This window comes from Campylobacter majalis (assembly GCF_905120465.1).
Lineage (GTDB): Bacteria > Campylobacterota > Campylobacteria > Campylobacterales > Campylobacteraceae > Campylobacter_A > Campylobacter_A majalis.
On the sequence record NZ_CAJHOF010000019.1, the window covers coordinates 24,562 to 39,407 of the forward strand.

General features: G+C 35.2%; 13 protein-coding genes. 2 read left to right on the forward strand and 11 right to left on the reverse strand.

Features of this window, described 5'->3' with window-relative positions; translation table 11 throughout:
• Nucleotides 1-25: 25 nt before the first annotated feature.
• The 3 genes from LQU93_RS08640 to LQU93_RS08650 are packed head-to-tail and all read right to left on the reverse strand — an operon-like array spanning nucleotide 26 to nucleotide 3,237.
• Entirely contained in the window at nucleotides 26-814 is a 789-nt protein-coding gene (locus tag LQU93_RS08640) for a 3'(2'),5'-bisphosphate nucleotidase CysQ family protein (protein ID WP_229933485.1), read from the reverse strand.
• Nucleotides 807-2,084 carry a citrate synthase gene (locus LQU93_RS08645; protein WP_229933486.1) on the reverse strand — a complete coding sequence of 426 codons (1,278 nt, stop codon included), beginning with the start codon at nucleotides 2,082-2,084 and terminating at the stop codon, nucleotides 807-809. The genes LQU93_RS08640 and LQU93_RS08645 overlap by 8 nt, the downstream gene beginning before the upstream one ends.
• The gene (locus LQU93_RS08650; RefSeq protein ID WP_229933487.1) at nucleotides 2,059-3,237 is read right to left on the reverse strand and encodes a cation:proton antiporter; all 1,179 of its coding nucleotides are present in this window, start codon (nucleotides 3,235-3,237) and stop codon (nucleotides 2,059-2,061) included. The genes LQU93_RS08645 and LQU93_RS08650 overlap by 26 nt, the downstream gene beginning before the upstream one ends.
• Before the next feature lie 171 nt (nucleotides 3,238-3,408).
• Here LQU93_RS08650 and LQU93_RS08655 point away from each other — a divergent pair, with 171 nt between their 5' ends.
• Complete coding sequence (locus LQU93_RS08655) at nucleotides 3,409-5,517, forward strand: TonB-dependent receptor (protein WP_229933488.1); 2,109 nt, start codon at nucleotides 3,409-3,411, stop codon at nucleotides 5,515-5,517.
• Here the strand turns inward: LQU93_RS08655 and LQU93_RS08660 are convergent.
• The 6 genes from LQU93_RS08660 to mqnP are packed head-to-tail and all read right to left on the reverse strand — an operon-like array spanning nucleotide 5,514 to nucleotide 9,919.
• Nucleotides 5,514-6,110, reverse strand: coding sequence for a thiamine phosphate synthase (locus tag LQU93_RS08660; RefSeq protein ID WP_229933489.1), 597 nt, complete (start codon nucleotides 6,108-6,110; stop codon nucleotides 5,514-5,516). The genes LQU93_RS08655 and LQU93_RS08660 overlap by 4 nt on opposite strands.
• Nucleotides 6,107-7,264 (reverse strand): 2-iminoacetate synthase ThiH, encoded by a 1,158-nt coding sequence (thiH, locus tag LQU93_RS08665; RefSeq protein ID WP_229933490.1) that lies wholly within the window; start codon nucleotides 7,262-7,264, stop codon nucleotides 6,107-6,109. The genes LQU93_RS08660 and thiH overlap by 4 nt, the downstream gene beginning before the upstream one ends.
• Nucleotides 7,265-8,029 carry a thiazole synthase gene (locus LQU93_RS08670; RefSeq protein WP_229933491.1) on the reverse strand — a complete coding sequence of 255 codons (765 nt, stop codon included), beginning with the start codon at nucleotides 8,027-8,029 and terminating at the stop codon, nucleotides 7,265-7,267.
• Complete coding sequence (locus tag LQU93_RS08675; protein ID WP_229933492.1) at nucleotides 8,022-8,534, reverse strand: DUF6115 domain-containing protein; 513 nt, start codon at nucleotides 8,532-8,534, stop codon at nucleotides 8,022-8,024. Before LQU93_RS08675 ends, LQU93_RS08670 begins: the two co-directional genes overlap by 8 nt.
• 3 nt (nucleotides 8,535-8,537) lie before the next feature.
• Nucleotides 8,538-9,053 carry a hypothetical protein gene (locus tag LQU93_RS08680; RefSeq protein ID WP_229933493.1) on the reverse strand — a complete coding sequence of 172 codons (516 nt, stop codon included), beginning with the start codon at nucleotides 9,051-9,053 and terminating at the stop codon, nucleotides 8,538-8,540.
• Nucleotides 9,050-9,919, reverse strand: coding sequence for a menaquinone biosynthesis prenyltransferase MqnP (mqnP, locus tag LQU93_RS08685; RefSeq protein ID WP_229933494.1), 870 nt, complete (start codon nucleotides 9,917-9,919; stop codon nucleotides 9,050-9,052). The genes LQU93_RS08680 and mqnP overlap by 4 nt, the downstream gene beginning before the upstream one ends.
• Before the next feature lie 86 nt (nucleotides 9,920-10,005).
• Here mqnP and miaA point away from each other — a divergent pair, with 86 nt between their 5' ends.
• On the forward strand, nucleotides 10,006-10,881 hold the full coding sequence (miaA, locus tag LQU93_RS08690) for a tRNA (adenosine(37)-N6)-dimethylallyltransferase MiaA (protein ID WP_229933495.1): 876 nt from the start codon (nucleotides 10,006-10,008) through the stop codon (nucleotides 10,879-10,881).
• Here the strand turns inward: miaA and LQU93_RS08695 are convergent.
• A complete protein-coding gene (locus LQU93_RS08695) occupies nucleotides 10,870-13,359 on the reverse strand; it encodes a DEAD/DEAH box helicase family protein (protein WP_229933496.1) in 2,490 nt (829 codons plus the stop codon). The genes miaA and LQU93_RS08695 overlap by 12 nt on opposite strands.
• On the reverse strand, nucleotides 13,340-14,846 hold a 1,507-nt coding region (locus LQU93_RS08700), incomplete at its 5' end, for a site-specific DNA-methyltransferase (protein WP_229933497.1). The genes LQU93_RS08700 and LQU93_RS08695, both read right to left, overlap by 20 nt.

The following is a 14,846-nucleotide window of genomic DNA, read 5'->3' on the forward strand; positions in this document are numbered from 1 at the left end:
AAACATTGATTTTTCTTAGAAGCAATCATTTTGATAACGTATGCTCTTTTATTAAAGATAAAATTTTATCTTTTAAATGTATAAAATCTCTGCTTAAACATATAAAAAATGGACTTTTAAGATTATCTAGGCTATATAATATAGTTAAATTTTGCACATTTATCATTTGTGCTTTTACAGCATTTATTAGTGCCTCTCCAGCGGCTATATCCCACAATGAACTAGGGGATAATCTGACATAAACGCCACCATTTTGTGCTAAACGACAAAATTTTATCGCTGAGCCACTTTTATACACACTAAAACCAAGCTTACTTGCAATTTTATAAGCTAAGACATTTTTGCTACGATTGCTTGTATATACGACTTTCTCGTTTGTTTTTGTGCCTAACATTTCATTTATAATGACATTAAAATTTTCATCATAAACCTGCCTAAAAGCACTATCATTATACCCCCAAAATAGCTCTTTTGTGATAGGTATATATATCACACCAAGCACTGGTCTTTTGTCTTTAATCAAAGCTATGCATACACAAAATTCACCATTTTTATCTATAAATTCTTTGGTGCCATCTAGTGGATCTACTAACCAATAAACATCTTGCCCATCGTGCAAAATTTGCTCTTCAGAACATATTGGTAAGCCACTTTTTTCAAGCACTTTAAATATGGCTTCATTTGCTGCCATATCTGCTGATGTTACAGGAGAATTATCTAGCTTTTTTGATACGCTAAATTTATCATAACGCTTCAAAATGGCAGCACCAGCATTTAGTGCCGCCATTTTTGCAAATTCCAAATAATCACTCATGTGGTGTGCGATTTTTCTCGCCTACATATAGTTGTCTAGGTCTTACGATTTTTATGCTATCTTGTTCTTTTAACTCTATCCACTGACTTATCCAGCCAGGAGTTCTACCGATAACAAATATCACAGCAAACATCTCATTTGGTATGCCAAGAGCCTTTAAGATAATGCCTGAATAAAAATCAACATTCGGATATAAATTTCTGCTTATAAAATACTCATCTGTTAGTGCGATTTGCTCTATTTTTCTTGCGATTTTTAAAAGCTCTGTGTTTATGCCTATTTGGCTAATTAACTCATCACACATCTTTTTTAGCACTTTGGCACGTGGGTCAAAATTCTTATAAACTCTATGTCCAAAACCCATAAGCCTAAAGCTATCATTTTTATCTTTGGCACGAGCAATGTATTTATCGACATTATCAGCTGTGCCAATCTCTTCTAACTGTCTAATTACGCCTTCATTTGCACCACCATGAGCCCAGCCCCATAACGCTCCAATCCCAGCTGCGATACAAGCATAAGGATGAGCATGAGTAGAGCCAACCGCCCTAACTGTAGTCGTAGATGCGTTTTGTTCATGATCAGCATGTAGCATAAAAACAGTATCTAATGCCTTAACTTCAATAGGTTTTAAATCTACATGCTCATATGGATAGCTTCTTAGCATGTATAAGAAATTTTCAGTAAAACCACGGTCTAAATTTGGATAGATAATAGGATATCCACGAGAAAAACGATAACTAAAAGCAGCAATGGTTGGAATTTTAGCAATTATTCTCATAGCCATTTCTCTATATTCATCAGGATTGTCCATATTTAAATGATCAGAATAAAATGCTGATAGTGCTGATACTGATGCTTGAAGTACCGCCATTGGATGTGCCTTACTAGGAAAAGCATCAAAAATTTTCATCATTCCTTCGTGGATATATGAGCGTTTTTTAAGTTCTTGTTTGAAATTTTTATACTCATCTTCATTTGGAAGCTCTTTATTTAAAAGCAAATATGCCACATCTAAAAAACTCTTGTTTTTTGCAAGATATGCTATGTCGTATCCACGATGCATCAATTCGCCCTTTACACCATCAATATATGTGATGGACGAGCGACACATTGCAGTTGATGTATATCCGCGGTCAAATGTAAACATGCCAGTTTGAGAAAAAAACGTAGATATATCTATGACATCAGGGCCCATTGTGCCATTTAAAATGTCAAATTCATACGTTTTGCCATTTCTGTTATCAGTGAGAGTTACTGTATTTTTCATATCTGCCTCCTTTTTTATAGTTATTTATTATTTTTATACTTATCATCATAATAACTGCTTGAAGTAAGCTTGCTAAAATAAACGACGAATAAGCCTGCTCACTCATATCGCCATAACTATGTGCTATTGTTGCAACAGCAACCAAAAGCGTAAGTGGCATCGACTGAGATAGTGCAAAAAGCAACATCTTTTTAAAGCCAAACATTCGCAAAAACACAAAACTTGAAACAAACCTACACAAAAAGATCATAATAGTGATTAAAAACGCATAATTTAGCACGTCCTTATTTAAAAGCATGTCTAATTTTAGCGTAGTTCCAATATACACAAAAAATATCGGCACCAAAAATCCAAAGCCAAAACTTCCAAGTTTGTGCGGCAAGTCCTTTTTATGCCCAAAAAACGTTGTTACAAACATACCAGCTATAAATACTCCAAACACAATTTCTAAGTGTAAATGTATCATCAAAGCTATCATTACTAAAAATAAAGCTATGCTAAGCCTAATGTCTTTTTCGTTTTTGTCATAATATGGCATGATAATTGTTTTTAAACTTGGATACCACCAAAAAAGCACAACAAAAAGCTTATATATAAGCACACTAAGTCCCATAAATCCGAGCAAATACGCTATACTTATCCAAAAACCACTGTGATTTCCAAACTGCATATAAGATGAGGCAAAAGTAAGAAATACTATACTAAAAAGCTCTCCCAAACAGCCAACTAGCATACTTGCGTTTAGCCATGTCTCTTCTTTACCGTATTCCTTAAATAGCGTAAAAATCATGCCAACGCTCATAATTGGAATTATAATAACAAAAAGTCTATCCAGATCAAATCCAAATGTCACAGCTGAAGCCAAAAAATATAAAATCGCTAAATAGATAAAGCCATTTTTTAACAGTTTTTTGTCAGCACTTAAAACAAGTCTTAAGTCTATCTCCATGCCGGCCAAAAACATTAAAAATAAAAATCCAACATTGCTTATAAGCCAAAAAGTCTCATTAGGGACAATAATACCCATAAAACCAGCTACAGAACCCAGCATAATCTCAACTGGAGCTATTGAAATACGAAACATACGTGAAATATATGGCGAAGCAAAAATAATAAAAGCCAATGTAATTATAATATTAAGTTCGTTTTGCATAAAAACCTATAGATTTTAAAATTTAAAAACGCAATTATAATGTAAGTTATTAAATTTCAAACTTAACCATGCACGGTATAAATGTAATTTATACTTTAAAATTTTAATAACAATTAAGATAATTTTATATATGATACGCATTATCATTATAAATACAATAGGAGTGTCACTATGTATAAACAAACCTTAATCTTAAGTGCCATCTTGTATGCTTCGTGCCTTAGCGCAAACCAAACGCAAGATATAAAGCTAGATCAAATAATCATTAGCACAAGCGGTTTTAGCCAAAACGCAGATGAAAATTTAAGAAATATAACGATTATAACATCAGATGAATTGCAAAACAAAGGCTATACTAGTTTGACTGATGCATTAAAAAGGATTGCATCTGTTAGCTTTGTAAATAGCGGTCTTGGAGACAATATTGATATGAGAGGGCAAGGAGCTAAGGCAAATGTTGCAGTTAAGGTGCTACTAGATGATAGGGTGATTAATGTCTTAGATAATGCACATGGCGTTACACCAATAAACAGCATAAATATTGATAATATCGAACGCATAGAGATAATTGCTGGTGGCGGTGCTGTATTGTATGGCAATGGCACTAGAGGCGGCGTGATTAACATAATAACCAAACGCAAAACAACAGATAGTGCATATCTTGGCACAAAACTACACACATTTGAAAGCCAAAACTCACTTGGCTCAAACTTTAATCTAGGCTTTTCAAAACAATTAAACGAAAATTTTAGCTTTGGCACGGATGTTGATGTGTTTAACAAAAATCGTTTTAGAGATGGCGAAAAAAGCAAAGGTGTATATTTGTCAAATAAATTAAACTTAGATATCGGTGACGATACAAAGGCAGGAATTAGCTATAATTTTTATAGCACAACAGACCACGAAACAGGAAATGTAAGTAAAAATAAAATCACAAAAGACAATAAAGCAAAAGGCGATGATGAGATAATAAGCAAAACAACTAGACCAGAAATTTCGCTAAATTTACAACACACTTTCACTGATGAGTTTAAAGCCTCAGCAAATATCTACTATCAAAATCAAAACATAAAATTTAAACGCAACAAATCCCCTATGAATGCAAGAGGAATGACGACGATAGTAGATGGCGATGGAAGTGGGTTTAAAGATACAAAAACTGGAGTAAATTTAAAGGGCAAATATGACTATGGCAATAAATCTTACACGATATTAGGCTATGAATTTATCAAACATAAGGCAAATAGATACCGCGTTATGTCATATGATATTCCACGTGTAATATCGCATAAAATGATAACAGATATCGATATGACTAAAACATCAAATTCTGTATTTTTACTAAATTCCCATCAGTTTAATAAAAATTTTAACTTAAGTGGTGGCATAAGATATGAACAAGCAAAATATGATACTAGTCGTGATTATCTAAGCTCAATGACAACAATGATGCCACCGCCAGCTCCTAAAACAACAAAAACACATCAAATATACAACGCAAATCGCACCACAAACAACTATGTCATAGATATTACACCAAGCTTTGCATACTCTAATAGCGGCAGAGTGTATTTTAAATATGAGCGTGGATTTATCTCGCCATCACCAGCTCAATTAACAAACAAAAGTCAAACTCATGGATACTACACGGCTAATTTGAATGCGGAAATTTTTGACACACTTGAAGTCGGTTTAAAAGATAACATTTTAAACTTAAGCGACATTAAGCTTAGCATATATCACACAAAAACAAAAGATGAAATTGCATATGTTGGCAATCCACATGCAAGAGGCGGGGGATATTGGACATACTACAATATCGATCAAACTAGGCGTATAGGCGTAGAGCTTGAGCTATCTCAAGCCATTAATTCGCGTTTAAGCCTATATCAAAACTTAAGCTATATAGACGCCAAAATAACAAAAGGCGTAAATGACGGCAAACGCATACCATATGTATCCAAAATCAAGACAAATATAGGAATAAACTATGAAATAATGCCAGACTTAAACGTATTTGCAAATGCAGTATATCTAAGCAAGTCTCTTGATGGTGGAAGCGTTGAATCAAACACAGGCAAAATGCAAAACAATCAATACATGAAAGGGCATTTTCTAACAGATATCTCGCTAAGTTATACGCATAAAAATTTTGAGTTTAACACAGGTGTTAAAAACGTATTTAATAAAGAGTATTATAGCTATCAAAATGCAAACAATGATAGCTATTTGCCAGCTCAAGGAAGAAGCTATTATGCTGAGTTTAAATATAAATTTTAATCCTTAGACGACAATTTAAAGTCGTCTAAATACGACTTTTCATCATCGCACATCATAGCATCATGCATTAAACATATGCCATTTGCTCCAAAGCTTATGCACTTTTTAAAATTTTGTGCGTTTATGCCGCCAAGTGCAAAAATATCTTGAGTGAAATTTAGCCTAAGTTCATTTATAAGTTTTGTGCCTTTTGGGGGTTGGTTTGGTTTTGATTTTGTATTAAATATATGAGAAGCGATTAAAGTATCTGCAATCTTAGCCGAAATTTTAGCTTGAGACATATCATGAGCAGGGGCATAGATTTTTGAAACTTTATCCTTTTGGATAAGTGAAATTTCGTCTAAATTTTGCGATGTAAGCCATAAAGACGAGCTTAAATCATGTGCAACATCAATAAATTGATTTACTACAAACTCTTTTTTAAACTCATCGCAAATAGCCAAAACTTTAATCGCCAAACGCTCATATTCAATCGCTTTTAAATTCTTAGCCCTTAGCACTATAGCATCTGCTCCAGCCCTGCAAAGTCGTGAAATTTTAGTCTCAAAATCACCAAAACAAAGCGAAACATCAGCGATAATTAAAATTTTCACAAATAAATATACTCACTCATAAGTGGTTCAAGTCCAGTGTTTTTAACCGCTGTAAAAATCTGAGAAACCGAACGCGGATCTGATATCTCAAACTGCTCATCGCCCTTTTTCTCGCCAGTTTCAAGGCCACCAACACCAGTATTTACACCAGCACTCATTTTGTTACACGCAATCTGTATGACATTATCACGAAAACGAGCATTTTCACGCGTAGAAATAGTAATGTTTGCCGTCGGAAACATTAGCCTATATGCACACAAAACCTGAAGCAATTTGCGTTCTGTAACATCGCGAGGGTTGATTTTATTATTGTTTATAATCGGTCGAAGCCTAGGAACGGATAGCGAAATTTCAGCTTGTGGATACTTTTTGCGTATAAGCTCAGCATGAAGTCCGGTAGCAAAAGCGTCTTTTCTAAAATCATCAAGCCCCAAAAGTCCGCCAAAAGCAACACCTCTCATACCGCCCATCAATGCTCTTTCTTGAGTATTAAAGCGATACTTAAAGCTACGTTTTTTGCCTTGTAAATGCACTCTTGAGTATTTATTTGGCTCATACGTTTCTTGATAGCACGTAACATAATCAACGCCGTTAGCGTGTAAAATTTCATACTCATCTGAGTTAAGTGGCTGTATCTCAACGCCAACCACCCTAAAATACTCACTTGCTATCTTTGCAGCATTTGCTATAAAACTAACTCCGCTCTCTTTATCGCTCTCGCCTGTAAGTATTAAAATTTCTCTAAGTCCAGTTTTTGCTATGATGCTTAGCTCGTTTCTTAGCTCATCATCACTTAATTTTGCCCTTTTTATCTTGTTTTTAAGACTAAATCCACAATAAACACAGTTATTATCGCAGTGATTAGCTATGTAAATTGGCGTGAAAAAATTTATATTTAGACCAAAATTTGCTCTTGTTATAGCTCTTGCTTTTTGAGCCATATCTTCTAAAAATGGCTCTGCTTGTGAGCTAAGAAGTGCTTTAAAATTTTGTATTGTAAAATTTCTAGCATTAAGAGCGTTTAAAACATCATCTTTGCTATAATTTTCAGGCTCGTATTCGTTTCTTTGCTTTAAAACCTCATCCATTATATCAGTGCCGATATCTTGCATATCTGGCGTGAGATCAAATACTGAGTTTGTCTTATCTAGCATCTAAATTTCACCTAAAAATCCAGTCAATGGCGAACTCGCCTCGCCGCCATTACGAACTACACCAAGTCCAGCCAAATACCCAGCCCTACCAGCTTGTATGCCAAGCTTAAACGCCTTAGCCATCAGCGGTATATCTTTAGCTGTAGCTATAGCTGTATTTGCCATGATGGCAGCGGCTCCCATTTGCATTGCTTCACACGCTTGTGATGGAGCACCTATACCAGCATCCACTATGATAGGCGTATCTAGCTCATCTATCATGATTTGGATTATATTTTTAAATACAAGTCCTTGATTTGAGCCAATTGGTGCAGCAAGTGGCATCACACAAGCCGCTCCAGCACGCAAAAGCTCACGCCCAACGCCCAAATCAGGATACATGTAAGGCATGACAACAAACCCTTCACTAGATAAAATTTCAGTCGCTTTAATAGTCTCATAATTATCCGGAAACAGATATTTGCTATCGTTTATAATCTCAATTTTAACAAAATCTCCACATCCAAGCTCACGGCTTAATCTTGCAATTCGCACGGCTTCATTAGCATTTCTAGCTCCGCTTGTGTTTGGCAGCAAAGTTATGCCTTTTGGGATAAAATCTAATATATTTCTGTCATTACTCTCATTTACACGGCGAAGTGCCAAAGTGATAATCTGTGCTTCTGCTTCGTTAATTGCGGCACTTATCAACTCATGGCTATATTTTCCAGAGCCTAAAATAAATCTTGAACTAAACTCATGCCCCTTTAATACCAACTTATCCATGCTTTACCCCTTGCATTTTTAACACAAACTCAACTCTACCAAGACCAACTCTTAAATCCCTTGCTATCTCTTCAGGGCTTTTGCCGTCTTTGTATAGCTTTAAAATTTGCTCATCTTCACTTAAAATACTTGGCGTCATTTTGTTTAAATCCCTTGTTCGCTCTTCTAAATTATATATTCTGTTTTGCTGCTCGTTTTGAAACTCATCTATCGTGCTTTCTATACTTTTTAATGAGTTAAAAACAGGTATAATTTTTTCATTTAGAGTTTGCTCTATTTTTTTATCTACGCTATCTTTTAATGCCCCAAGATCAACTATCTCGCCATCTTTTACGCTAGATAGTGTTGAAAGCTGTTTTTTTAGGTTAAAATTCTCTTGTATAACGCCTTCTAATGCTCTTTCGTAGCGTTGAAATTTTTTATTTGTTTCAGCGTCTTTTACAAAAATCAAAACCAAAATACACGCCAAAACAATCCCAAAAATAATAAACAAAATATACTCCACCGCCTATCCTTTACTCTCTTTGTTTGCCCTTATCATCACACGCTCTCTAGCAGTCACGTATGCATTCCAATCGCTCTCATCATCATCGTGCATTTTTTCAATTCTAGCACTATTTTCGCTCACGCCCCTTAAATACATAGCCATTGTTCGCTTTGGAAATATCGGCATATCAATACGCGCATAATACAAATCATTTGGTTTAAATTTCATACTGTCTATTTGTATGCAATCAAACCCAATTGCTTCAATTTTAGCATAACTATTTAGCCTTAAAAGCTCTTTTGGTTCATTTTTTATACTTGCACTTAATTCGTCAAATTTTCTATGAAGCTCAACAATCAAAGTAAGCAAAACTTGATCGCTATCTTTTGTATCGCCTCGCGCCTTAGCTCGTTTTAGCCATGCCCCAAGCTGATCTTCTTCGTTATGCGTTATGCTTGAAAATTCCTTTAAAAACTCAGGTTTGTTTAGGTTGTCTTGCTCAAATTCTATATTTAAAAATGCAGGAACTAATCTCATAATAAATCAATCAAAATAAATATAAAAAACATGATCCCAAGATAGCCATTAAGCGTAAAAAATGCCCTATCAATCTTACTAAAATCACGCCTTACTATCCTATGCTCTTGATACAAAATCACACCAGAAATAACACAACCCAAATACGCCCAGCCACCAAGTCCAGCCGCCCACGCAAAAAGTAGCCAAAACACAAACGTAAGAGCGTGAAAAATAGCCGAGATAAACATCGTAGCTTTATCGCCGTAAATTGATGGTATGCTGTATAGTCCTTTGTTTTTATCAAACTCCATATCCTGAAGCGAATAAAGCAGATCAAATCCAGCCACCCAAAACACAACTCCAAGCGAAAGCAAAACAGACCAAAGCGGTATGCTCTCACTCACAGCCACAACTCCAGCAATAGGTGCAAGAGCCAAACTAAGCCCAAGCACAATGTGAGCAAGCTCACTAAAACGCTTAAACAAAGAGTATCCGCCTAAAACAACGAGTATAGGAAAACTCAGCCAAAAAGCTAAAGAATTTACAAAATAAGCTGAGATAATAAAAACCAAAGCATTTACGATGATAAAAATTTTAAGATTTTTCGCACCTATCCTACCATCTACGCTAGGGCGATTTGCCGTGCGTGGGTTGTCCTTGTCTATGTCTTTATCCATGTAGCGATTAAAAGCCATGGCAAAATTTCTAGCACTAACAGCACAAACAAGCCCAAAACAAAGCAAACTCCAACCAAACCAAGGCGTATCATCACGCAAAAAACTAGCTGTAATCATCGCTGTAAAAATAAATGGCAAGGCAAAAACTGAGTGTTTAAATACGATTAAATCGCCGATATCTTTTAGTGTCAAAATTATTTTTTGCAAAATTTTCCTTTTGTTTTAAAACGTCTATTTTAGCCATTTTTGCTTTAAACTTTGTTATAATTTTTAAAATTTTACTAAGGGTTTTTATGTTTAAACAAATAGCCATAATAGGCACTACTGCAAGTGGCAAAACTGACCTAGCCATACAGGTTGCACTAAAAACAAACGCCGTTATTTTAAGCCTTGATTCGCTTTGCATCTATAAAGAGATAAATATCGCAAGTGCAAAACCAACTAGCGATGAAATGCGTGGAGTTAGGCACTTTGGCGTTGATGTGATTAGTATAAATGATGATTTTTCGGCTGGTAAATTTTTTGAACTTTATAATGAAGCAAAAATGCATGCCTTAAACGCAAATTGTGCCTTAATAATAACTGGCGGAAGCGGATTTTATCTAAAAGCGATGTTAAATGGACTTAGTCCAGATGTGCCAAAATGCCAAGATGTGCCAAGCAATGATGAAATTTTTGCCATGGTTTGCAAAATCGATCCTGATTTTAGTCAAAAATTTAGCCAAAATGACACTTATAGGCTTGAAAAATGGTATCAAATTTACTCTCACACAAACCAAATCCCAAGCTTATGGCTAAAGCAAAATACAGCCAAACCCATCATAGATGAGATTGAAATTTTTGAGATTTGTTGGGATGTTAGCAAGATACGAGATCGCATAGCAAAACGCACACAAAACATGATAAAATCAGGGCTTATTGATGAAGCAAAGTTTTTATTTAGCAATTTTAATAACGATTTAAAGCCACTAAAATCGATAGGGCTAAAAGAGTGCAAAGAGTTTTTAGATGAGAAAATTTCTATAAATGAGCTTCAAACACTCATCACAACGCACACCGCGCAACTTGCCAAACGCCAACGCACTTTTAATCGCTCAGCATTTTTAAACAAAAAAAGTGCAAATATAGATGAAATTTACAAGCTTAGTTTAGAGGCGTTAAAGCCCTAAACTAGCATTTAAAAACTCATCCCATTTTTTCTTAAATTTTTCATTGTCATTTTTTAGATAAAACGGAAAACCGACTATTTTTAATTCATCATTTTTAAATTCAAATTTCTTACTATCTAAGCTTTTTAAAAGCTCCTCTTTCCAGCCGTCTTTACCTGCCAAATGCTCACCTTTTGGCTCAAAAATACACTCAAGTCCTAAAAATTTATCATCGCCTTTAAGCTTGGCAAACATTATAAAATCTGGCTCAAAACCTATAGCGTCTTTGCCGTAAATTTTAAACTCATCAAATCCGTCGTTTCTCACTACTATCCACGAAGCGAATTTCTTATCAAGTTTAGTTTTGTAGCCATCAATAAATTTTAAAAACCCAAGTTCAAGCTCACTATCATCGCAGTATTTATCATAATATAGCCATTCGTAACCATGCGTTTTTACTTTGTCTTTTTTCTTTAGCATTTTTCTGACACCTGTTTGCTCTAGTCTATAAGCTCTAAACTCCGAAACTTCGTATTCACTTTTAATTTTTTGTCTTAAGCTCTTATAGTGGTTTAAAATATAAATCATAAGCTTTAGCTGATTTTCCCTGCTAAATTTCTGCTCTCTTACAAAATTTACCTTCACGCTTGAAATCTCTTGCCAAAATGCCTCCTTGCTATCAAAGCTAAAATTTTCATTTATCTGTTTTAGTCCAAGCTCAAGCACGTTTAACGCCTTTAAAAATACTATGTAATCAATGCGGTTTTTTATACTATCGGTCTTATATGAGTGATCTTTTTGTTCATATTTTTTAAAATCAACCGCATTTTCTAACACGGCGTCGCTTATAAAAGGCATAAAAAGCGTTGAAATTTCACTTTGTAAATTTTGCATATGCATCTTGGTTTTAAAAATCTCGCCCTTTTTATATCGCTCGTTTTTTATATAATAAATTTTATCTGTTTTTGCTATACGACAAGCTCTTTTTGTCGGCTTAAACTCGACTAATTCATACGCCTCGCTAGCGATTAATCCTTGCTTAATTAATTCATGATTTAGCGATGAGATAAAGCTATTTTGATTTAGAGTATGATAGCTAAGCGTCTCGATAACGCAAAGCTCATTGCTAAGATCGTCAAATTTACGCTTATATCTCATATCGCCCTCATAAAACGGATAATATCTAGCTCCGCGACCTATTAGCTGCACTTCGGATGTCGGTGAAGTATGCCCTTTAGAGCTGATTTTATCGCTAAGTCTAACGATATCAAAGAGATTAAGCACGTCCCAGCCCTCATTTAGCTTATCCACCGCAAATATCACACGCACATAGTTATCATCATCTTCTAAGCTGTTTAAAAGGATCTGATTTTTATTTAGCTCCTCATCTTTATTGACATTTAGTATAAACTCACTCTTAAAATTTTCTCTTATTAACATTGCGGTTTTACTATACCAACTCTCGCCAAGCCCCTTAAAACACTCATAGCTTTTATACAGCATATCGCCTAAATTAGCTGAAATTTCAGAGTAAAATTTCTCTATCTCATCACCATCAATACTTTGTATAAATTCATTAAATTTAGCTTCATTATCATTTGAAGCGGCTATAGTTTCACTCTTAAAAAGTATAACCGGCTTTAAACCGATACCGTTTTTAAAAGCCGTCATCTGGCGATAAAGTGAAGCCAAAACCGCCCCTAAAAATCTCCGGTTTATATCGGCATTTTCATATTTTAAAAGCGTTATGTTTTTAGAGTAGCCGTCTTTACAAAACTCCTTTAAAGCGTATTCATACGCTATCTTATCTTCATATTTTTGCACTACTTCTTTTTGATTTGGCACTGTTGCGGTAAATTCGAGCATAAAATTTTCACTATTTGCACCAAAAGCCTTATTTACCACACTTTCCCACCCCTCTTTTAGCTCACTCTCTTTCTTGTTCTTTTTGGTATCGGCATTTAGATGATGGGCTTCATCGGCTATAAATACTATCTTTTCTTTGGCTAAATCGCTAATGCTTAGGCTGTTTTCACGCTCATCTTTAAACAAGCTAAAAAGCCCCTGAATAGTGATAAATACTATATTTACAGCATCGTCTTTACTCTCATCAAAGTTTCTTACCGCTCTTATTTGCACCTGCTTTTCATCTATCAAAATCCTATCTTTAAACAGATATTTGCTCGAAAAACTATCTGTAAAATTCGCCATCGTCTTTTGCAAAATCGCCGTGCTATTTACAAAAAATACAAAATTTCTATAGCCGTTTTTAAATAGATCAAGCATGAGTGCCGCCATTATCATCGTCTTGCCACTTCCTGTAGCCATGTTAAACAGCAAGTGGTTTGTGTGCGGGGCTTTACGCTGCAATATATAGTGCTTTAGGGCGCTTTCTTGATACTCTCTTAACTCATGCTTTAAATTTTCGCTAATATAAGCGGGGATTTTTATATCGCTATATTTTAAAGCGTTTTTTAACTCATCGCTTAACTTTGCCATAAAACACCTCGTTTAACTCTTTTGTCTCATCACTTACGGCGTAGCGGATATCATCTATCTCGCTAAATCCTACATAGTCCATATTGCTATCAAGCACCAAACTTAAAGATCTCTTTTTCTCATCTAAGTTTAAGGCATCAAACTCGTCATTTTTTATCTGGCTTACCCTGTGGTCTAAAAATGCGTTTTGGTTGATTTCATCGATTAAGTCGTTTAACTCGCTCTCGTTTGCGTTTAAAATTTTGCTTTTATAAAACGCATTTAACTCCAAAAGCTCGGCATACACGCACTCTCCGCCACCGCTCCACTCTACTGTTTTGCTTATGCCGCCCTGCTCTCCTGCTATCACTTTTTTAAGTCTTTCTTTTGTGATAGTTTGTATATAATCCATCTGCTCTATGCCGATATAGCGACGCTTCATCTTATGAGCTACCGCTAAAGTCGTGCCGCTACCGGCGAAAAAGTCTAGGACTAAGTCGTTTTCGTTTGTTGCATGTTCTAAAAGCACTTTTATTAAAATTTCAGGCTTTGGATATGAAAAATCATCAACGAAACCTAAATTCTTTGCTTCTTTGGTTGCAACTTGGTTCATAAATTCATTTGTTGCAAAGCATAAGGTATCAAGCGTTTTTTGCGTAGTTTTTAAATCCTTTAAATAACGCTTGTATATAAAGCTACGCTCATTTTCCTTATGCTCTTTTTTGAAGCAAATTCGCCCTTCGTCAATATGCTTTTGCATTGTATTTTGCGAAAAAAGCCAAAAACGCCCTTCTGGTGGATAATCAACCTTGCCAGTATATGGATTTATAACTGCAAAATATCCATTCTCTTTTGTGCCACTTGCTGCACTTGGATTATCGCTAATCCACGCACCATTTGGGTCATTATCTGGATTTTTATAGTTTGATAAATCCTTTTCTCCGCCTAGCAAATTTACATTACTTTTAATTTTTGCAAAACAAAGACAATTTTCATGTTGAATATTTATCCCTATTTTTGCATCATTTGTAGTGCTTTTTGTTTTGCGAATAAAATCTCCGACGAAATTCTCTCTTCCAAAAATTTCATCCATTAGCACCTTTAAATACGCCTGTTCGTTATCGTCGCATTGCACGAAAATCACGCCGTCATCACGAAGTAGCTCGCGTGCGATTTCAAGGCGATTTTTCATAAAACATAGCCAAGTAGAGTGATTAAATTTATCGTTATAGCCGAAGCTATCATTGCCTGTATTGTATGGTGGATCAATATAGATGAGTTTTACTTTTTGCTCTTGCGAACGAGATTTAAAATGTGCTTTAAGAGTGTGAAGTGCGATAAGGTTATTTGCTTTAAGAAGTAAATTAAAGTTATTTTCTAATAAATTTTTAAGCCGCCCTGAGTTCCTGAGTTCCTGAGTTCCTGAGTTCCTGAGTTCCTGAGTTCCTGAGTTCCTGAGTTCCTGAGTTCCTGAGTTCCTGAGTTCCTGAGTTCCTGAGTTCCTGAGT

Bases quoted from the DNA above. Each gene is read 5' to 3' on its own strand.
- LQU93_RS08655 (WP_229933488.1), top strand. From the start codon at position 3,409: ATGTATAAACAAACCTTAATCTTAAGTGCCATCTTGTATGCTTCGTGC.
- miaA (WP_229933495.1), top strand. From the start codon at position 10,006: ATGTTTAAACAAATAGCCATAATAGGCACTACTGCAAGTGGCAAAACT.
- LQU93_RS08695 (WP_229933496.1), bottom strand. From the start codon at position 13,359: ATGGCAAAGTTAAGCGATGAGTTAAAAAACGCTTTAAAATATAGCGAT.
- LQU93_RS08650 (WP_229933487.1), bottom strand. From the start codon at position 3,237: ATGCAAAACGAACTTAATATTATAATTACATTGGCTTTTATTATTTTT.
- LQU93_RS08640 (WP_229933485.1), bottom strand. From the start codon at position 814: ATGAGTGATTATTTGGAATTTGCAAAAATGGCGGCACTAAATGCTGGT.
- LQU93_RS08670 (WP_229933491.1), bottom strand. From the start codon at position 8,029: ATGGATAAGTTGGTATTAAAGGGGCATGAGTTTAGTTCAAGATTTATT.
- thiH (WP_229933490.1), bottom strand. From the start codon at position 7,264: ATGCTAGATAAGACAAACTCAGTATTTGATCTCACGCCAGATATGCAA.
- LQU93_RS08680 (WP_229933493.1), bottom strand. From the start codon at position 9,053: ATGAGATTAGTTCCTGCATTTTTAAATATAGAATTTGAGCAAGACAAC.
- LQU93_RS08645 (WP_229933486.1), bottom strand. From the start codon at position 2,084: ATGAAAAATACAGTAACTCTCACTGATAACAGAAATGGCAAAACGTAT.